This window comes from Gordonia otitidis NBRC 100426 (assembly GCF_000248075.1).
GTDB lineage: Bacteria > Actinomycetota > Actinomycetes > Mycobacteriales > Mycobacteriaceae > Gordonia > Gordonia otitidis.
Genome location: NZ_BAFB01000182.1, coordinates 48,282 through 67,673 on the forward strand (window position 1 = coordinate 48,282; position 19,392 = coordinate 67,673).

At 65.9% G+C, this 19,392-nt stretch carries 15 protein-coding genes; 11 read left to right on the forward strand and 4 right to left on the reverse strand.

Translation table 11 applies throughout. From position 1 onward, the window contains the following. Positions 1-175 precede the first annotated feature (175 nt). The 8 genes from GOOTI_RS17670 (at position 176) to GOOTI_RS17710 (ending at position 8,938) form a co-directional block, all read left to right on the forward strand. Positions 176-1,363, forward strand: coding sequence for an aminotransferase class I/II-fold pyridoxal phosphate-dependent enzyme (locus GOOTI_RS17670; protein ID WP_007239983.1), 1,188 nt, complete (start codon positions 176-178; stop codon positions 1,361-1,363). Continuing rightward, positions 1,360-2,553, forward strand: a complete 1,194-nt coding sequence (locus GOOTI_RS17675) for a serine hydrolase domain-containing protein (RefSeq protein ID WP_007239984.1) — start codon at positions 1,360-1,362, stop codon at positions 2,551-2,553. Before GOOTI_RS17670 ends, GOOTI_RS17675 begins: the two co-directional genes overlap by 4 nt. Before the next feature lie 407 nt (positions 2,554-2,960). Further along, the gene (locus GOOTI_RS17685; RefSeq protein ID WP_007239985.1) at positions 2,961-3,617 is read left to right on the forward strand and encodes a class II aldolase/adducin family protein; all 657 of its coding nucleotides are present in this window, start codon (positions 2,961-2,963) and stop codon (positions 3,615-3,617) included. 152 nt (positions 3,618-3,769) lie between these two features. Continuing rightward, positions 3,770-5,113, forward strand: coding sequence for a flavin-containing monooxygenase (locus GOOTI_RS17690; RefSeq protein WP_007239986.1), 1,344 nt, complete (start codon positions 3,770-3,772; stop codon positions 5,111-5,113). A 36-nt stretch (positions 5,114-5,149) separates the two neighbouring features. Then, positions 5,150-5,602: a RidA family protein gene (locus tag GOOTI_RS17695; protein WP_007239987.1), complete on the forward strand. Its 453-nt coding sequence runs from the start codon at positions 5,150-5,152 to the stop codon at positions 5,600-5,602. Further along, entirely contained in the window at positions 5,599-6,273 is a 675-nt protein-coding gene (locus GOOTI_RS17700) for a DUF1028 domain-containing protein (RefSeq protein WP_039994293.1), read from the forward strand. Before GOOTI_RS17695 ends, GOOTI_RS17700 begins: the two co-directional genes overlap by 4 nt. Further along, positions 6,270-7,523, forward strand: a complete 1,254-nt coding sequence (locus GOOTI_RS17705) for a M20 family metallopeptidase (protein ID WP_007239989.1) — start codon at positions 6,270-6,272, stop codon at positions 7,521-7,523. Before GOOTI_RS17700 ends, GOOTI_RS17705 begins: the two co-directional genes overlap by 4 nt. Continuing rightward, the gene (locus GOOTI_RS17710) at positions 7,520-8,938 is read left to right on the forward strand and encodes an aspartate ammonia-lyase (RefSeq protein ID WP_007239990.1); all 1,419 of its coding nucleotides are present in this window, start codon (positions 7,520-7,522) and stop codon (positions 8,936-8,938) included. The genes GOOTI_RS17705 and GOOTI_RS17710 overlap by 4 nt, the downstream gene beginning before the upstream one ends. A gap of 12 nt (positions 8,939-8,950) precedes the next feature. On the opposite strand, the gene GOOTI_RS17715 is transcribed toward GOOTI_RS17710, so the two are convergent. Next, positions 8,951-9,565, reverse strand: coding sequence for a TetR/AcrR family transcriptional regulator (locus GOOTI_RS17715; protein WP_007239991.1), 615 nt, complete (start codon positions 9,563-9,565; stop codon positions 8,951-8,953). Between the two features lie 333 nt (positions 9,566-9,898). Here GOOTI_RS17715 and GOOTI_RS17720 point away from each other — a divergent pair, with 333 nt between their 5' ends. Together GOOTI_RS17720 and GOOTI_RS17725 are read left to right on the forward strand one after the other, a co-directional pair. Further along, the gene (locus GOOTI_RS17720; protein ID WP_007239992.1) at positions 9,899-12,001 is read left to right on the forward strand and encodes an oxidoreductase; all 2,103 of its coding nucleotides are present in this window, start codon (positions 9,899-9,901) and stop codon (positions 11,999-12,001) included. A 23-nt stretch (positions 12,002-12,024) separates the two neighbouring features. Beyond that, positions 12,025-13,680, forward strand: a complete 1,656-nt coding sequence (locus GOOTI_RS17725) for an amidohydrolase (RefSeq protein WP_007239993.1) — start codon at positions 12,025-12,027, stop codon at positions 13,678-13,680. A 38-nt stretch (positions 13,681-13,718) separates the two neighbouring features. Here GOOTI_RS17725 and GOOTI_RS17730 read toward each other — a convergent pair whose 3' ends face one another. Then, a complete protein-coding gene (locus GOOTI_RS17730) occupies positions 13,719-14,672 on the reverse strand; it encodes a LysR family transcriptional regulator (RefSeq protein ID WP_039994295.1) in 954 nt (317 codons plus the stop codon). 134 nt (positions 14,673-14,806) lie between these two features. Between GOOTI_RS17730 and GOOTI_RS17735 the strand changes: the two genes are divergently transcribed. Then, positions 14,807-16,327: an APC family permease gene (locus tag GOOTI_RS17735; RefSeq protein WP_007239995.1), complete on the forward strand. Its 1,521-nt coding sequence runs from the start codon at positions 14,807-14,809 to the stop codon at positions 16,325-16,327. Between the two features lie 63 nt (positions 16,328-16,390). Here GOOTI_RS17735 and GOOTI_RS17740 read toward each other — a convergent pair whose 3' ends face one another. Continuing rightward, complete coding sequence (locus GOOTI_RS17740) at positions 16,391-17,932, reverse strand: GMC family oxidoreductase (RefSeq protein ID WP_007239996.1); 1,542 nt, start codon at positions 17,930-17,932, stop codon at positions 16,391-16,393. Continuing rightward, complete coding sequence (locus tag GOOTI_RS17745; protein ID WP_007239997.1) at positions 17,929-19,365, reverse strand: purine-cytosine permease family protein; 1,437 nt, start codon at positions 19,363-19,365, stop codon at positions 17,929-17,931. Before GOOTI_RS17745 ends, GOOTI_RS17740 begins: the two co-directional genes overlap by 4 nt. Positions 19,366-19,392 lie beyond the last annotated feature (27 nt).

The window sequence follows — 19,392 nt, forward strand, 5'->3', positions numbered from 1 at the left end:
GGTCGACCGCCGATCGCGCCGCGTGGACGTTGTGGCGGACCTCGCGGCTGCAACCTCCGTTGATCGGCCCGCGCGTGGGCTCAGGAGGCATCCGAGCAGAGGTCAAACGCCCGCCGATCAAGTATCAAACGCCCCGGCGATCGGGTCCTCGAACGTCGGCGCGCAGAATGACCTCATGAAGATCTCGCACCGCGCGCAGCAGGTCGCTCCGTTCTACGCGATGGAGTTCGCGAGCAGGGCCGTCGCCGTCGAGTCGCGGGGGCGGCGCGTGATCCGACTCAACATCGGCGAACCCGACTTCGGTGCACCACCCGCGTTTCTCGCCGCGGCACGGGAGGTTACCGACGGTCGACCGCTGACCTACACGGGCGCGCTCGGCCTGCCGGAGTTGCGTGAGTCCATCGCCGATTTCTATCGTCACCACTTCCGCGCTGACGGAGTCACCGCGGCGAACGTCGCGGTGACCTCCGGAGCGTCCGCAGCACTGCTCCTCGCATGCGCGACCCTGATCGACGAGGGCGACGACGTACTGATCGGCGATCCGTCGTACCCCTGCAATCGACAGTTCGCCCAGGCATTCGGCGCGCGCGTGCAACTGGTGCCCACCGGGGTTCCCGAACGGTTCCAACTCACGGCTGACGCAGTCGACGCCGCGTGGAGCGATGACACCCGCGGCGTCATCGTGGCGTCGCCATCGAATCCGACCGGCACATCGCTGCGTCACGACGAGCTCACCGACCTGTGCCACCGTGTCTCCGCGCGCGGCGGATGGAGCATCGTCGACGAGATCTATCTGGGGTTGTCGGATCCCGGTGCCGACGGCCGCCCGCCGCGCAGCGTCCTCGCCGATCAGTCACTGTCGTCGGACGTCGTTGTGGTCAACAGCTTTTCGAAGTACTTCGGCATGACCGGTTGGCGACTCGGGTGGTGCATTCTGCCAGCGGACGTCGTCGACGCCGTCGAACGTCTCGCGCAGAACTTCTACGTGTGCCCGCCCACCCCTGCGCAGTTCGCCGCGCTGAGTTGCTTCACCCCCGAATCGCTTGCGGTGTGCGAGGACCGGCGGCGCCAGTTCGTTCAGCGGCGCCAGCTCGTCCTCGACGCGCTCACCCCGACGGCGCTGAAGATACCGGTGGCCCCCGACGGCGCGTTCTACGTCTACATCGATGTTTCCGAGACGGGACTCGACTCGTGGGAGTTCTGCGAGCGCGCACTCACAGAAGCACATGTAGCCCTCACTCCCGGAAAGGATTTCGGCATCGCGACAGCTGACCGTTATGTGCGGCTCTCCTATGCCGCGTCGACCGCCGACCTCACCGAAGGCCTGGACAGGATCGCACACTTCGTCGAAGGACTCGCATGAGCATCAGTACGGCCACGATCACCGCGACCGTCGACGACCACCTCGACCACCTCGATCTCGGACCGTCCGGACTCCCCGGGGTCATCGCCGGGGTCAGCACCACCGCCGAAACCCAATGCGTCGCAGCCCGTGGCGAGAAGTCGACGGGCACCGGTGAACCTATTGCGACCGACGCGATCTGCTCGATGTATTCGGTGACCAAGTCGCTGACGGCGACCGTCGCCGTCCAGCTCGTCGACGACGGCCTGCTCGACCTCGATGCCCCGGCCGCCGAGTACGAACCACGACTGCGCGACGTCGCGGTGCTCGCCGGCTTCGACGGCACGGGCACACCGATCCTACGGGCTCCGCGGACTGCGATCACGACCCGACAATTACTCACCCACACTTCAGGTTTCGGCTACACCTTCTTCGACGAGGACACATCGCGCGCAGCGAAGGCACTGTCGGTCCCCGACGTCGCCACCGGGAGCATCGAATCGCTGCGTACACCGTTGGTGTTCGACCCCGGCAGCGCGTGGCTCTACGGCATCGGTCTCGACTGGGTCGGCCTGGTGATCGAGGCCATCGCGGGCACACGTCTGGGCACGGTGATGGGCGAACGCCTCCTCACCCCACTCGGTATGCGCGACACGACGTTCGCGCGTGACGAGGCGAAACTCGAGCGCGCGTCGACGATCCACGCGCGGATGCCCGACGGTTCGCTCAAGCCCCTGCGTCGGCCGACCGCGCCCGATACCCCGGCCGTCGACCTCGGCGGACAGGGGTTGTACTCCACCGTCGGCGATCTTCTGACGTTCCTGCGCATGTGGCTCGCCGATGGCCGCTCCGACGACGGCGAGCAGATCCTGCACCCCGACACCGTGCGCTCCGCGACCCGCAACCAGCTACGTTCCGGTGCCGTCACCGCGCTGCCCGGCGTCGACCCACGCCGAACCCACAGCATGGAGTTCTTCCCCGGCATCGCCAAGGGTTGGTCGCTGGTCGGGATGACCAACGAGCAGGATGCGCCGACCGGGCGATCCGCGGGCAGCTTCGGCTGGGCCGGGCTCGCCAACATCTACTTCTGGGCGGATCGTCGGGCGGGAATCGCGGGCGTGTGGGCCACGCAGTTGTTCCCGTTCGGGGATCCGGCGGCGTTGTCGGCGTATCTGCAGTTCGAGAAGGCGGTGTACGACTCGTTGCGCTGAGTACGACTCATTGCGCTGAACCCAGCGGCCGTCGACGTGCCGTGGCCGCACGGCTCATCCGACCGATCTCACCCATCGCACACGCTCCGACGGCACCGTCTCGAGCACCGTGGTGTCGAATCCGCGACCGGCGGAAACGGAATTCGGGCACCCCACCCGAGTCACGACTACCGCTCACGTCCTCCGTCTACCAGCCCGCGAGTCCGTCGGTGGTGGTCAACGCCTGATACACATCCTGTGTAGTGGCGCCGTCGATGCCGACTCTGTGCGGGATGTCGCTTATCGGGCACTCCCTGTCTCGTGTGAAGGTGTCGTGATGTCGTTCGGAAGGCGTCGTGAAGGATCGAGACCTGAGAGCGAGGTCGTCTCACTGCGCCGAAGCGGGTGCACGGGCTACGGTCGAAGACGTGGACATCGTCGATCAGCGGGTACCCCTGTGCGTCGCCGCGCATCACCTGGCGGCGGCAGGCAAGTCGCTGAGCACTGGCGGAAACCTGTCGGTGCGCGTCGGCGATCACGTTCTGGTCACCCCGTCCGGTGCCCGACTCGACTCCGTACAGCCCGGTCAGTTGGTCGTCGTCGACATGAACGGCACTGTCGTCGTGGAGACCCGCTACCGCCCGACCGCCGAGCTGCAGTTCCACCTCGACCTGTACCGGTCGACGTCGGCGTCGGCGATCGCTCACGCACACCCGCTCGCGTCGGTAGCGGTGTCGGCGATCACCGAGGTCCTCCCGCCCATCCACTACGACGCCGCGATGGTCGGCGGCTCGGTCAGGGTCGCACCCTATGCGGTGTTCGGCAGTCCAGAATTGAGCAAGTACGTCGTCGACGCGCTGTTTGAACGCACCGCCGCACTCATGCGAAACCACGGCTCGGTCGCCATCGGCGGCAACATCGAGACCGCATGCGAGCACCTCGGCGTCGTCGAATGGCTCAGCGAGGTCTACCTCAAGGCCGTCAGCGCCGGCGCGCCCGCTGTCCTCGGCGACGAGCACCTCACCGAGGTCGTCGCCACCGCCGCGCGCCGGGCCTACCGCCCCTACCCCGGCCACGATCGCTGACCCTGCGAGCTTCGGCGGCACCCGTTCGATCTCGAGTCGGCACGCTACATCGGTTCAATAGATGTAATACCTCTGTTATGCCCGCTGTACAGATGCAGTCGACGCGGCGATCATTGACTGGACGGCAGACGAACCGAACAGCGGAGGTAGAGATGGTCGGCAACACCACGACGACACAGGTCGAGGTTCTCATCGTGGGTGCGGGCCAGGCAGGCATCGCGATGAGCGAGCACCTCAGCGCTCAGGGCATCGGTCATCTCGTGGTCGAACGCGACCGCGTCGCGGAGCGATGGCGCACCTGGCGTTGGGACTCACTCGTGGCTAACGGCCCGGCGTGGCACGACCGGTTCCCCGGAATGCAGTTCGCGGTCGATCCCGACGCCTTCGCGACGAAGGACCAGGTCGCCGACTACCTGAACGCCTATGCGCAGCAGATCGGTGCACCCATCCGGACCGGTGTGGAAGTAACGTCGGTTCGCAAGAAGCAGGGCGACAACGGTTTTCACGTCGAGACGTCCGACGGACCGATCGAGGCGGGGTTCGTGGTGGCAGCCACCGGCGCATTCCAGACACCTGTCATCCCCGACGTCGTGCCGCGCGAGGCGCCCCTGCATCAGATCCACTCGAGCGACTACCACAATCCCGAAGAACTGCCTGACGGCGGCGTCCTCGTGATCGGCGCCGGATCGTCCGGCGTACAGATCGCAGCCGAACTCCGCGCCTCCGGTCGCCCGACCCATCTCGCCGTCGGCCCGCACGATCGACCTCCGCGCAGCTATCGTGGCCGCGACTTCTGTTGGTGGCTGGGTGTTCTCGGAAAATGGGACGCTGCCGCACCGCCCGTCGGGGCAGAGCACGTGACCATCGCCGTCAGCGGTGCAGGCGGCGGGCACACCGTCGACTTCCGTGACCTCGCGGCGAGCGGCATCACCCTGCTCGGCCGCGCAGAACACTTCGACGGCACGACGATGACCTTCGCACCGGACCTGCGCACGAACATCGAGAACGGCGATGCAAGCTACCTTGCGATGCTGCGCGAAGCCGACGACTACATCGCCCGCAACGGACTCGACCTGCCCGCCGAACCGCAAGCGCATCAACTCGGGCCACTCCCCGACTGTGTCACGGACCCGATCTCCCATCTCGACCTCGCCGCGGCCGGGATCACGACCATCGTGTGGGCCACCGGGTTCGCCTACGACTACAGCTGGCTCCGCGTCGACGCATTCGACGACCGGGGCAGGCCGATCCACCAGCGCGGCGTCTCCCCCGAATCCGGCGTGTACTTCCTCGGGTTGCCGTGGTTGTCGCGGCGTGGATCGAGCTTCATCTGGGGCGTGTGGCACGACGCCAAGTACCTGGCCGACCAGATCGCCATCCAGCGCGGCTATCTGGCCTACCGCCCGGATCGTCACCAGGAGAGCATCCCGGCACCGACACAGACATCGGCACAGCACAACGACTCCGATGCTCTTGCCACACAAGCAATGTCCTGACCCGGTCCACCCATCTCAGCAGGAGGAGCATCCCGTATGAGCGCAGCAGTCAGCCCTGACGTCACACACACCCGCATCCGACCCTTCAACACCCGTGACACCTACCCGGAGCAGAATCTCGACAACGACCTGTGCCAGGCCGTCGTCGCGGGCGGCGTGGTCTATCTGCGCGGTCAGATCGGGCAGGACCTCGACACCCGCGAGTCGGTCGGCATCGGCGACGTCGAGGCGCAGGCAGAGAAGGCGATGAGCAACATCGCCATGCTCCTCGACGAGGCGGGCAGTTCTCTGCGCGACATCGTCAAGGTCACCGTCTACCTCACCGACATCCGCTACCGCGAGACGGTCTATCGCGTGATGGGCCGGTGGCTCAAGGGCGTGTACCCGGTCTCGACCGGTCTCGTCGTCGACGCGCTTGCACGGCCGGAATGGCTCGTCGAGATCGACGCAACCGCCGTACTCAGCGAACAGGCGGGCGCAGAGCGATGACGATGTCCCTCGTCGCCCGCGACGCGGAGAGCGGCGCGTTCGGCATCGTCGTGTGTTCGTCGAGCCCCGCGGTTGCCGCTCGCTGCGCCCACGTACGCCCGGGTGTGGGTGTCGTCGCCTCACAGAATGTCACCAACCCGGCACTCGGCCCCGCGGTCCTCGACGGTCTGGCCGACGGACTCGGCGCCGAGAAGGCACTCGCCACAGCACTGTCGGAAGAGTCGCACGCCGAGTACCGCCAGGTCACCGTGGTGGACGCCAACGGGGCGACAGCGCTGCATTCGGGACCTCGTAGTCTCGGCATTTACGGCGGCCTCGAGGGCGATCAGGCCGTTGCAGCGGGAAACATGCTCGCCGACGTCGCGGTGCTCGACGCTCTGATGTCCGGTTATGCACAGAGCACGGCGGATGCTCTCGAGCGGCGATTGCTCGACGGGCTCCGCACCGCGCTGGAGGCGGGAGGCGAGGAGGGGCCGGTACATTCGGCGGGCCTCGTCGTCGTCGAGGACGTTGCGTGGCCGGTGACGGATCTGCGTGTCGACTTCGCCGACGACCCGCTCGCCGATCTCAGCGCGCTGTGGGATATCTGGCGTCCGCAGAAGAACGATTATCGCGTGCGCGGTGTCGACCCGACCCGCGCTCCCTCCTACGGGGTTCCGGGGGACCTGTGAGCACCGTCGACGACGCACTGCGTACCAGGACAGACAGATCGCACGCCGACCTGATCGCGCTCTCCCACGATCTGCACGCGCACCCCGAAACCGCCTGGGAGGAAACCTATTCGGCCGCGCGGGTCGCCGGCGCGCTCGCCGACTCCGGTTTCACTGTCGCAGAAAGCTGGTGTGGACTCGACACCGCGTTCACCGCGAGCATCGGCAACGGCGACCTGCACATCGCCCTTTGCGCCGAATACGACGCCCTGCCGGGCCTCGGCCACGCGTGCGGGCACAACCTGATCTCCGCGATCACGGTCGGCGCAGCACATGCACTGGCTCCACTGGTCGACGATCTCGGAGTCACGTTGACCGTCATCGGCACCCCTGCCGAAGAAGGCGGCGGCGGCAAGATCGAACTGCTGGAGCGGGGCGGGTTCGACGGTCAGCACGCCGCCGCGATGGTCCATCCCGGCCCGGCCGACGTTGCCCGTGCGCGACCTTTCGCTGTGTCGCACAGCCACATCGACTACCGCGGAAAGTCGGCGCACGCCGCGGCATACCCCGAGCGCGGCGTGAACGCCGCGGACGCCTTCACCATCGCACAGGTGGCCATCGGGCTGCTGCGGCAACAACTCCCGTCCTCCGTTCGCGTGCACGGCATGATGACGCGCGGTGGCGAGGCCCCCAATTCCATCGCCGAACACACCGAGGGACGCTGGTACGTACGCGCCGAGACGCTGGCCGAACTCGCCGAGGTCGAACCCCGCGTCATGCGGTGCTTCGAGGCTGGAGCACTCGCCAGCGGAGCGTCGCTGACGGTGACCCCCGAATCCAAGCCGTACGCCGAGTTCCGCACCGACGAGGAGCTTCTCGGCTGCTACGAACGGCGCGCTCTCGCCGCTGGACGTCGATTCGGCTCCGGCCCCGACGCCACCATGGCGCGCGCGTCGACCGATATGGGCAACGTCTCGCAGGTTCTTCCCTCGATACACCCCTACATCGGGATCGATTCGCTTCCCGCAGTCAATCATCAGCCCGAATTCGCAGCCGCGACGCTCACCGCCGCGGCCGAGGCCGCCATCGCTCAGGGTGCTCTGGCGCTCGCGGGCACAGTGGTCGATGCCGCACAGGTCGACTCGATCCGCACGCGGCTGATGACGCAAGGGACATTGAGCACGCAGGATGCAGAGCTCTCAGACGGCACGGAGTATCCGGGGATCGCCGTGCGCGCGGGCCGCACAGCACGATTCGAGTCCGACACATGATCGCTGACGGCCGCGATGCTGTGCGCATCGAACACGACCTGCTCGGCGACCGCGAGGTACCCGCCGATGCGTACTACGGCGTGCACACCGTCCGGGCGATCGAGAATTTCCCCATCAGTTCCGTACCGATATCGACCCACGCCGACCTCGTAGTCGCGCTCGCGGCGGTGAAACAGGCTGCCGCAGAGACGAACCGGGCGCTCGGAACTCTCGATCCGAGGATTGCCGACGCCATCGTCGCGGCATGTGCCGAGATCCGTTGCGGAGCACTGCACGAGCAGTTCGTCGTCGACCAGATCCAGGGTGGGGCCGGGACATCGACGAACATGAACGCCAACGAGGTGATCGCGAACAGGGCGCTCGAACTGCTCGGCCACTCCCGCGGCGAGTACCAGGTGGTACATCCGCTCGAGCATGTGAACCTCGGTCAGAGCACCAATGACGTCTATCCGACAGCGGTGAAGGTCGCGCTCGGCGCCGCTGCAAGCGACCTGTCGGCTGCGCTGCGCGCGCTCGCCACCGAGTGCTCGGAGAAATCCCTCGAGTTCGGCGGAATACTCAAACTCGGTCGCACGCAACTCCAGGACGCGGTGCCGATGACGCTCGGTCAGGAGTTCGGTGCGTTCGCGGTCACGATCGGCGAGGACGCCGACCGGATCGACGAGGCCATCAGCCTCATCGCCGAGATCAACCTGGGCGGCACCGCGATCGGCACCGGACTCAACACCCATCCGGCATACGCTGCGGGTGCGTGCGAACGTCTGCGACGCATCACCGGTCTGCCGTTGACCACCGCGGGCGACCTCGTCGAAGCGACGTCCGACGTGGGATCCTTCGTGCAACTGTCGGGCGTCACCAAACGCGCCGCCGTCAAGCTGTCGAAGATCTGCAATGACCTGCGTCTGCTGTCGTCTGGTCCACGAGCGGGTTTCGGCGAGATCGTGCTACCGCCGGTGCAGGCCGGATCGAGCATCATGCCGGGCAAGGTCAATCCGGTCATCCCCGAGGTTGTCAACCAGGTCGCTTTCGAGGTGATCGGCAACGACCTCACCGTCACACTCGCCGCCGAGGCAGGACAGTTGCAGCTCAACGCATTCGAGCCCGTCATCGCCCGCGCGCTGCTGTCGTCTCTGACGCACCTGAGCGCCGCGGTGCGCGTCCTCGGTGAGCGGTGTATCCGCGGGATATCGGCTCGCGAGGAACGCATGCGTGATGCGGTGTTCACCTCCGCGAGTATCGCGACAGCCCTGAACCCGGTCCTCGGCTACGAGGCCACCACAGCACTTGTCGCCGAGGCGATCGCCACAGGCTCGTCGATCCCCGACCTCGTCCGACGTTCGGCTCTACTCGACGACGACGCACTCGAGCGGGCGTTACACCCCGACAACCTGTGTCGACCGCGCACGGTCGAGTAGCCGACGTCGCGGTCACGGCGCGAGCGTGCCGGCCAGGGCCGGGCAGTTCAGTGCCGTTTGCAGATACGTTGTGACCGCCGATCGCGCACGCTTCGCGTCGAGTGCGCCGTTGTGTCCGACGACATGGATGCCGCAGCCGTCCTCGAGGGCCACCACGGTCGTGGCGATGAGGTCGCTGTCGACCTCGGCGAAGACCTTCATCGAGATACCCGCGTCGATCACTTCGCGGTACAACGAGGATTCGAGTTCGAACAGCGACGACATCAGCTCTGCGTGGGCACTCACCCGTGCGCTGTGCAGATGGAGTTCGTAGAGTGCCGGCGACATCGGGTCCTCGGGATCGCAGATGCCGAGATCGATCAGAATGCGCAGGCGGGTGACGGGATCGGAACTCTGCGCGATCGCCGTCCGCCGACTCTCGTAGAAGCGGTCGACGGCCGCTTCGTGTACCGCGAGCAACAATTCCTCGATACCGGGGAAGTAATAGCTGATCAGTCCGGGCGAGAGCCCTGCGGCGTCGGCGATGTCCTTGAGACGCAGCCCGATCAAGCCGCGCGCTGCGATGGCCGTGGTCGCGGCATCGACGATCTCGACGCGGCGCGCCTGTTGATTTCTGGGGCGTGCCATGGTTTCCGATAGTGCCCTGCCCATGCGGCAACGAGCAACCCCGCCCGAGTCCAGAACCCCGACGCTGCTTCCGGAGTCCGGATATCGGGTGTCGGGTCTCGAGTTGCCGGGTTACATCGGTTCCGCCGATGAATCGGATCGGAAGTTCGCACGACGAGATGTCCGTAACAGGGCTGCCCTACATGTCGATCCGCGATACCGTCAGATCATTCTTTGCGATTGACATCAAAGAATCGCCCGGGTCCGACGCGTTCGGCTTCGGACGAGCAGCCCGCTTATCGACCCAGCCGGCCGACACTTCCTGTGTCGCAGCCATTCTCGACGGAGACACCCATGCGCGACCCTCGCTACGACGTTCTATTCGAACCGGTCACGATCGGACCGGTCACGGCCCGCAACCGCTTCTTCCAGGTGCCGCACTGCAACGGGATGGGATACCGCGATCCGTCAGGTGAGGCAGCGATGCGGCGTGTGAAAGCCGAAGGCGGGTGGGCCGTCGTCTGCACCGAACAGGTCGAGATCCATCCGACCTCCGACATCGGACCGTTCATCGAGCTGCGGCTCTGGGACGATCAGGACATGCCGGCGATTGCGCGTATCGCCGAGCAGATCCACGAGGGTGGTGCACTCGCAGGAATCGAGCTGGCACACAACGGGCTCAACAGTCCCAACCTGATCAGTCGGGAGACTCCACTCGCTCCGCAGCATCTGCCGGTCGTCTCCTGGAACCTCGATCCGGTGCAGGCACGCGCGATGACCAAGTCCGATATCGTCGATCTGCGCAAGTGGCATGCCGACTCGGTCCACCGGTCGCTGAAAGCCGGCTACGACATCGTCTATGTCTACGCCGGTCACGCCATCGGCGGACTTCACCACTTCCTGTCCCCCCGATACAACAACCGCACCGACGAGTACGGCGGCAGCCTGGAGAACCGCGTGCGTCTGATCCGCGAGATCCTCGAGGACACCCGCGAGATCGCCGACGGGAAAGCCGCAGTCGCGTGCCGTATCTCGGTCGACGAACTCCTCGGCGACGAGGGGATCACCCGAGCCGAGATGGAAGAGGTCTTCGGTCTGATCGGGGAGCTCCCCGACCTGTGGGATCTGGTGTTGGGCAGTTGGGAAGATGATTCGGTCACTTCACGATTCGGCCCCGAAGCCGAGCAGGAACCGTTCGTCACAGGTCTCAAGCAGCTCACCACGAAGCCGGTCGTCGGCGTCGGACGGTTCACATCCCCCGACACCATGGTCCGTCACGTACGCAGCGGCGTACTCGACCTGATCGGAGCCGCGCGACCGTCGATCGCAGACCCGTTCATGCCCAACAAGATAGAACGCGGCGATCTCGCGGACATCAGGGAATGCATCGGGTGCAACATCTGCGTATCCGGCGACTTCACGATGTCACCGATCCGCTGCACCCAAAATCCAACTATGGGCGAGGAGTTCCGACGCGGCTGGCATCCCGAACGTATCGCGGTCAAGGGTTCGGATTCGTCGGTGCTCATCGTCGGTGCCGGGCCGGCAGGCCTGGAAGCCGCTCGCGCACTGGGTAATCGCGGCTACTCGGTGACCGTCACCGAGGCGAGTCGAACGCTCGGAGGTCGTGTCGCGCGGGAATCCAAGCTGCCGGGACTGTCAGCGTGGATTCGCGTGATCGACTATCGCCTCCAGCAACTCGATCGGCTCGACAACGTCGACGTCTACCGCGAGTCACCGATGACCACCGACGACATTCTGGAGTACGGATTCGATCACGTCGTGATCGCCACGGGGGCGTCGTGGCGATCCGACGGCGTCGGTCGCTGGCACACACATCCCATCGAGGTCGATTCGGCTGCAGAGGTTCTCACCCCGGACGACATCATGGCAGGCACACGTCCGCGGGGACCACGTGTCGTCCTCTTCGACGACGACCATTATTACCTCGGTGCGGTGATCGCGGAACTGCTCGCCAAGGAGGGCTATGCCGTCACCCTCGTGACGCCGGTTCCCCAGGTCTCCCAGTGGACCACCAACACCATGGAGGCACACCGCATCCGAGCCAGGATCATCGAGGCGGGCGTCGAGGTCCGCACCGACACCGCGGTCACGGCGGTCTCGTCGAACGGTGTCACAACCGCCTGCAGGTTCACCGGGCGTACAGGCCATCTCGACGCTGACGCCGTGGTCATGGTGACCGCCCGCCTCCCCCACGACGAGTTGTACACCGAACTGCACTCGCGTAGTGACGACTGGTCTGCGGCGGGGGTGCGCGGCGTGACCGGCATCGGCGACGCCTGGGCTCCGTCGACCATCGCGGCGGCAGTCTGGTCGGGGCACCGCTTCGCCGAGGAACTCGACGCTCCCCGCAACGATGATCCGGTGCCCTTCCGGCGGGAGGTCACCCAAATGTCGATCGAGCCCATATTCGGATCACCTGCTCCGGTCTCCTGAGCACTGGCCACCCCAGGGAGCACATGATGTATGCCGATCACATCGTCACCAATGCCATGGTCTGGCAACCGCCGGGCGTCGCGCCCGCAGACACGGTGGCGATTGCCGATGGCGTCATCGTCGCCGTGGGCACCGGCGTCGACCGCGATCTCGTTGCCGCAACGACCGAGATGCATGACCTCGGCGGAGCGAGTCTGCTACCCGGCTTCATCGACGCCCATGTGCATCCGGTGGCGGGCGGGCTCGCGGCGCTTCGCTGCGATCTGTCGGAGTTGGCGCACGATCGCCGCGGCTATCTCGACGCCGTCGCCGCGTTCGCCAGATCGCATCCCGAAGCACCTGTCATCACCGGGAGTGGTTGGTACGGAGATGCTTTCGAGGGCGGGCTACCCACAAAGGCAGACCTCGATGCCGTCGTCGACGATCGCCCCGTCGTTCTCTCGAGTCACGACGGTCACGGTGTGTGGGTCAACGGGATCGCGCTGCGGATCGCCGGCATCGACCGCCATACCCCTGACCCGACCGGCGGCCGGATCGAGCGTGACGCCGACGGAGAACCGACCGGTGTGTTGTTCGAACGGGCTGCCGACGCAGTGCAGGCCCTCACGCCGGCGATCGACGACGCGACGTTGCGTGAGGCGCTGCTGGTCGCGCAGCGTCGACTGCACTCGGTGGGTGTCACCGGCTGGCAGGACGCAGGCGTAGACATCCCCGCCTTCGGCCTCTCGGACACTCTCGCCACCTATCTCGCCGCCGACGAGGCGGGCGAGCTCACTGCCCGTGTGTGCGGAGCTCTGTGGTGGGCCGCAGCGTCGGGAGCCGGTCAGATCGACACGCTGCGCGAGCGGCGGGACGCGGCTCGGACGGGGCGCCGATTCCATGTCGACACGGTCAAGGTGATGCAGGACGGAATCTGCGAGAACTGCACTGCGGCAATGCTCTCCCCGTACTCCGAACTACCGTCGGGTGCCGATGCCATGGGACTGTCGTTCCTCGAGCCGGACGAGCTGAACGAGATCTGCTCGCTTCTGGCGACCGACAGGTTTCACATCCACATGCATGCGGTAGGTGACCGGGCGGTCCGCGAGTGCCTCGACGGTCTCGCGGCAGCGCGGACCGCGAATCCACGGTTCGCGGCGGTACATCAGATCGCGCATCTCGATGTCGTCGACCCGAACGACATCCCGCGGTTCGCGGCGCTCGACGTGATGGCCAACATCCAGGCGCTGTGGGCCCGCCGTGACACCGAGATCATCGAGCGCAAGCTGCCGCTGCTGGGTCCCGGCCGCGAGCGCTGGCACTTCCCGTTCGGTTCGATCAGCGCGGCCGGCGGTGCGCTCGCGATGGGCAGCGACTGGCCGGTCACCGACCCCAACCCGCTCTGGGCGATCCACACGGCGGTCAATCGCACCGGCTCGCAGTCGGATCCGCACGCGATCGGCGACGAGGCCCGCACCGTGCCGCTCGTCAGAGAAGAAGCGTTGTCGCTGCGCACCGCGGTGGACGCGTACACGATCGGAGCGGCCCGCGCCGCACACTGCGCGGACCGCTCCGGGTCGATCGAGGTCGGCAAGGACGCCGATCTGGTGGCGTTGTCGGGAGACATCACCGCGGTCGACGACATCGGTTGCCTGAGCGCGCGTATGACGATGGTCGGCGGAGCAGTGGTGGCCCGATGAGAACCGATCACGCTACGGTGCCAGCGGCCCACCATGTCTCAGCGAGAGGCCGCTGCGGCGCGGGATGCGGAGTCGCCGAACAGATCACGGCACAGTTCGGCGACCACCGCGGCGCGCCGCGTCGGCCGCGCGGCGATGGCGTTCAACAGGACCATGGTCAACGCGGGTGTCTCGTCGGCGATGGGTACCGCAGCGACCGGATGCCCGTCGAGAGCCGTCGGGACCGCCGACTTCAGGTTGAGCACCGTGTAGGCCAGCCCGCGTCCGACGAGTGCACGGCACGTCTCCACCGTGGTCGACCGATACCGCACGAGGGGTTCCACGTCGGCGCTGGCGAACACCTGCCGGAAGTAGTCGCGGCTGTGCGGGAGGTCGAGCAGCGCCATGGGCTCGTCTGCCAACTCGGCGAGCCGGATCTTCCGACGATTGGCCAACCGGTGCGAACCCGCGAGGAGTACGTAGGGCGGAACCCGCCGCAACGGCCAGCGCTTCAGGCGCGGGTCGTCGACGAGGTCGTATCCGATGCCCATCTCGAAGGTTCCGTTCGCGACACCTTCCGCGAGATCGGCGAGATCGACCTCCGTCGTCAGCAGTTCCAGGTTCGGAAGCTTCTCGGCGGCAACGGACAACAGTTCCGGAAGCAGGTAGGGAGCAATGACCTCGAAACATCCGATGCTGAGGGTCCCGGTGAGCGACCCGCCCAGTCCGTGTGCGACAGAACGAAGATCAGCCGCCGATGCCAACAGTTGACGACTCGCGACAAGGAGTTGACGGCCCGCTGGAGTCAACGTGATCCCCTTGGCGTGATGCCGTACCAGAAGCTGGATTCCGAGCGCGGCCTCCAGATCCGTCAGCGCCGTCGACATCGCCGACTGGGACAGATGCACCGCCGAGGCCGCGCGCGTGATGCTCCCGGCCTCGGCCACGGCGACGAAGTACTCCAATTGTCGCAACGTGTAGTCGGCCACGACGCCCCTCACTGAGATCCTCATTGGCATCGGCTCCGTCGATGCCAATGCCGCACAACCTCGACTCTACAGAATTCTCATCCGGTCCGGACGCAGTCCGGTCACCGCACCGCAACCACATCAGACGCCGTCGCGTCGATACACACAGGAGCACGACCATGGGAATTACCCACAGCGATGTCGGAGCGTTGACCCCCGACATCGCCCAGACACATACCGATCTCCGACATTCGTTGCGGCGCTTCGATGTTCCTATCATGATCCTGTCCGCCCTCATCAGTCTCGACATGGTCGGCGAGATCTCGTCGTTCGGCGGCGAGACGTTCACCTGGCTCGTGGTGTTGGCACTGCTGTGGATGGTCCCTTACGGCCTGGTGACGTCGGAGTTGGGAAGCGCGTTTCCCGACGAGGGCGGGCTGTTCGAATGGGTCAAGCGGGCGTTCGGTCGTCTACCCGCATCCGTCGCCACGGTGATGTACTGGTCGATCAATCCCCTGTGGATCGGCGGCTCTCTCGCCTTCATCAGCACCGAGGCATGGAGTTCGTTCATCCATCCCATCGACGCCGGCACCGGCGGCGACTACGTCTTCAAAACCGTGTTCGTGCTGATCGCCGTCGCCGTCACCCTGCTATCGATGCGCCAGGCCAGGGCAGTACTCAAACTCGGCACCTATCTGAAGTTGATCCTGGCCGCGGTGTTCCTGGTGACCACACTGGTCTACGGGATCCAGAACGGATTTCACGGGATCGGCTCTGTCACCTGGTCACCGACCCTCGGCGGATTCCTCGGTCTGGTACCCCTGCTCCTGTTCTCACTCGTGGGTTTCGAGGTTCCCAGCCAGGCAGGCGGGGAAATGCAGAATCCCCAGCGCGACGTCCCGCGCGGCATCGCGATGAGCGGATTCGTCGGCCTCCTCGTGTACGCGCTGCCCGTCCTAGCGCTGCTCCTGGTTCTGCCGACCGACAAGATCACCGGTATCGGCGGTTTCATGGCGGCACTCGACACCGTGTTCGGCGTATACGGCTCTGCGGCATCGATCCTGGTGAAGATCGCGGTCATCGCGTTCATCGTCGCTCTCGGAATCACCGGTGCCACATGGGCGATGGCCGCCAATCGAGCACTGGCCGTTGCCGCCGGCGACGGTGGCTTCTTCCCGTTCTTCGCGAAGTTCGACGCCCGAACCGGCTCACCTCTGCGGGTCGGAGTGTTCACCGGCGCCATCGCGCTGGCCTTCATGGTCGTCGGCGTCGTCTTCTCCAGCGGCGACAGCGCTGCGACCTTCACCGTCGTACTCACCATCACCATCTCCACGTCGCTGATCGCCTATCTCTTCGTATTCCCCGCTGCATTGCGGTTGCGCCTCAATCATGCGGATACGCCACGCCCCTACGCCGTCCCCGGCGGCACGGTCGGCATGGCGATCGCGTCCGGCCTGGCCACGTTCTGGGCAGCGCTAGGCGTCTGGGTGGCGGTCTTTCCCGGCACCCTCGAGAGCCTCTTCGGTCTCGACTACGCGTTTCTCGACACCTGGAAGGTCTCACGTATCCGGTTCGAGGTGTTCACACTCGGGACACTGGCTGTGCTCACCGTCATCGCTGTCACCGGCTATCTGGTGGCGAGGGCGTCTCGTTCAAAGGAATCCATCACTTCGGAAGACGTAGAGGCACAGCTCTCCTGAAGCAACACAGAGGTTGCCCCGCGGTCCGGGTACGGACCCGCAGGGCAACCTCTGTATCCGACCTCAGCGAGCGGATTCGTCTGCGGAGATGAGCTCGGCGGCACGCTCGGCGACGCTCATGATCGTCCCGACCGGATTGACCGCAGTGAGCGTCGGGAACACCGATGCGTCGACGACGCGCAGACCCGAGACGCCACGCACCCGCAACTGGGGATCCAACACCGCCATCGGATCATCGTCTGCACCCATCCGGCACGTGCCGGACACGTGGTAGACCGTCTGGTGCGTAGCACGAAGGATCGCAGAGAGTTCTTCGTCGGAGGCCACGTCGGGCCCGGGAAACACCTCCCGGACAACCCATTCGGACATGGGTGCGGTAGCCGCGATGCGTCGAGCCGCACGGATGCCCGCGACGAGCATCGCCTCGTCGACGCCGTCGGGATCTGTGAAGTACCCGTAGTCGATGGATGGTGGGGTCGTCGAATCGGCGTCGGTGATCCACACACGTCCGCGGCTGCGCGGTGAGGCGACGTTCGGAGCGATCGAGACGATGCGCTCGGGTAACTGCACTCCGTAGCTCACAGCGTGGTCGGCGACAGCCTCGACCGGGAAGTGCATCAGGACATCCGGACGTGCCGGACTCGAGTCGTCGACGCGGAGCGCAGCACCCGCATCCCACCCCGTCGCACAGGTCGACGGGATGTCGCGGTCGGTCTCCCAGACGATGAGACCCTCCGCGTGATCCATGAGGTTCTCGCCGACACCCGGCGAAGCGACACGAACCGTCACCCCCGCCTCGGCGAGCACCTCTTGCGGGCCGATCCCCGATCGTTGCAGTAGCGCCGGGGTGGCGATCGCGCCAGCACAGACGATGACCTCACGCGTCGCGCGATGCTCGCGCTCCGTGCCGTCCGGAGCCACCGTTCGCACTCCCACCGCGCGCTCGCCGTCGAAGATGATCGAGTCGGCCAACTCGTGGTGCAGCACGGTCAGATTCGCGCGCTCGGCCATCGGGCCGTGCAGGTAGTGCACCGACGTCGACGATCGCAGGTTGGTGTCCGGGGTGTACCCGATCTCGAAGAATCCCGCACCCTCCCCCGTCCTGGCGAAGTCGTCGTCGCTGTTCCAGTTCTCTCGTGCCGGGAGGTCGAGTGCTGTCCGAGCCGCCTCGACGACGTCGGCGACGTAGGGGTTGCGGTCGCCCTCCGCGACTGGGCCCATCGGCGTCGCGAGACGGTCGAAGCAGCGGCCGAGGGTGTCGGCATCCCAGCCGTCGGCACCCAGCGCGACCCACTCGTCCGTGTCTGCCCGTAGCGGCCGCCAGGTGATCATGGTGTTGGCTGTGGCACAGCCTCCCAGGATGTGCATGCGCGCCTGACGGATTCCCGAGTTGCCCCGTACCTGCGGGACGCTGCGGTAGTCCTGGTCGTAGTCGCTCTCGAGCATCTCCGCCCAGCGTCGTATCGATCGCGCACGCGGCTCGTTCTCGTCACTCGGACCCGCCTCGATGACCGTGACACCGACCGTGGGGTCCTCACTCAGGCGCGAGGCGACGATGCATCCTGCGGTCCCACCGCCGACGACGAGGTAGTCGGGGTCGGTCACGCCACCGACTCGCTGCTCAGTTCCGCCGCTACGGGGATAGTGCTATTGCGGGTCGTCATGAGTACGTAGTAGAGCGGGCAGATGACCGCCAGCCCGACGATCCACGAAATATCCACCCCGCCGAGGTCTTTCGCGATGGGGCCCGTCCACAACGTGGTGGACAGGAACGGGATCTGCACCAGGATGCCGAGCACATAGCAGGCGACTGCGACCCAGTTGAATCGTCCGTAAACGCCACCGTCACGACGGAACAGCGAGTCGATGTCGTACTCGCCGTGGCGGAGCAGGTAGTAGTCGACTAGGTTGACCGCGGTCCACGGGATCAGGACACACAGCAGGAGCGAGAGGAAGTTTGCGTAGTTGGCCAGGAAGTCGTCGGCGCTGAGGAGCGCGGGCAGCATGGCGATCGCGAACAACACTACTGCGATCACTGCACGACTCACCGCCTGCGCGCGCCAACGCGGAAAGATGTTCTGGCCCACGGTGATCGTAGAGAGTGCCCCACAGTAGAGGTTCATGCCGTTGGTGACGCTGATCCCGACGGCGAAGACCAAGAACAGCCCGGTGGAGATTCCGTGAGTCAGCGTTCCCATTCCGTCGAGTGTGTCGGCACTCGGCAAGGCCGCTCCGATCAGGACACCGAGCAGCATCGGCAGTACCGAGCCCAGGACGCAGCCGGCGTAGGTTGCCCAGAACGCCGTCTTGACACCCGTGTCGCGGGGTAGGTAGCGCGTGTAATCGGAAACGTAAGGAGCGTAAGCGATCTGCCACAGTGCCGCGGCGGAGAAGGTCGCCATGAATCCCGCCCAGGTGAACCCGCTGCTGTGCCAGGTGTCGGTGGGCAGTCCATTGACGGCAAGCATCCAGACGAAAGCCAGCAACAGCGCGAGACCTGCGACCACCGACAGCAGGGCGGCCATCGAGTGGATCAGCTTGTAACCGATCATGGTCACGACGACGCTGATCGCGCCGATGATGAAGATCGCCCAATTGTCGGGCAGTCCCGTCACTTCCGCGAAGGCCTTGCCTCCCAGCACCGCGTTCGACGCGAAAAAGCCCAGGTACATGAAGACCACGAGTACGACGACCAGAAGGCTCCCCAGAGAACCGAATTGGGCCCGGGTCTGGAGCATCTGCGGTACCCCCATCTGTGGCCCCTGCGCGGCATGCAGCGCCATGACGACCCCGCCGACCAGATTGCCCGCGATCACCGCGAGCGCCCCCGCCCAGAAAGGGAGACCGAAGACGGTGGTGGCCAATGCACCGGTGATGATCGTCAGCAGCATGATGTTGGACCCGAACCACACGGTGAAGATGTCGCGCGCTCGTCCGTGGCGCTCGTCGTGCGGAATATGGTCGATGGTTCGGCGCTCCACCGACGGGGCGGTGCCGTCCGGTGCGGTGGTGCTCGGCGGTGTGGTGGTGCTGTTCATCGTAAGAAGACCTTCGCTCGAGTAGGA

Bases quoted from the DNA above. Each gene is read 5' to 3' on its own strand.
- GOOTI_RS17670 (WP_007239983.1), top strand. From the start codon at position 176: ATGAAGATCTCGCACCGCGCGCAGCAGGTCGCTCCGTTCTACGCGATG.
- GOOTI_RS17675 (WP_007239984.1), top strand. From the start codon at position 1,360: ATGAGCATCAGTACGGCCACGATCACCGCGACCGTCGACGACCACCTC.
- GOOTI_RS17690 (WP_007239986.1), top strand. From the start codon at position 3,770: ATGGTCGGCAACACCACGACGACACAGGTCGAGGTTCTCATCGTGGGT.
- GOOTI_RS17695 (WP_007239987.1), top strand. From the start codon at position 5,150: ATGAGCGCAGCAGTCAGCCCTGACGTCACACACACCCGCATCCGACCC.
- GOOTI_RS17700 (WP_039994293.1), top strand. From the start codon at position 5,599: ATGACGATGTCCCTCGTCGCCCGCGACGCGGAGAGCGGCGCGTTCGGC.
- GOOTI_RS17710 (WP_007239990.1), top strand. From the start codon at position 7,520: ATGATCGCTGACGGCCGCGATGCTGTGCGCATCGAACACGACCTGCTC.
- GOOTI_RS17715 (WP_007239991.1), bottom strand. From the start codon at position 9,565: ATGGCACGCCCCAGAAATCAACAGGCGCGCCGCGTCGAGATCGTCGAT.
- GOOTI_RS17720 (WP_007239992.1), top strand. From the start codon at position 9,899: ATGCGCGACCCTCGCTACGACGTTCTATTCGAACCGGTCACGATCGGA.
- GOOTI_RS17725 (WP_007239993.1), top strand. From the start codon at position 12,025: ATGATGTATGCCGATCACATCGTCACCAATGCCATGGTCTGGCAACCG.
- GOOTI_RS17730 (WP_039994295.1), bottom strand. From the start codon at position 14,672: ATGAGGATCTCAGTGAGGGGCGTCGTGGCCGACTACACGTTGCGACAA.
- GOOTI_RS17735 (WP_007239995.1), top strand. From the start codon at position 14,807: ATGGGAATTACCCACAGCGATGTCGGAGCGTTGACCCCCGACATCGCC.
- GOOTI_RS17745 (WP_007239997.1), bottom strand. From the start codon at position 19,365: ATGAACAGCACCACCACACCGCCGAGCACCACCGCACCGGACGGCACC.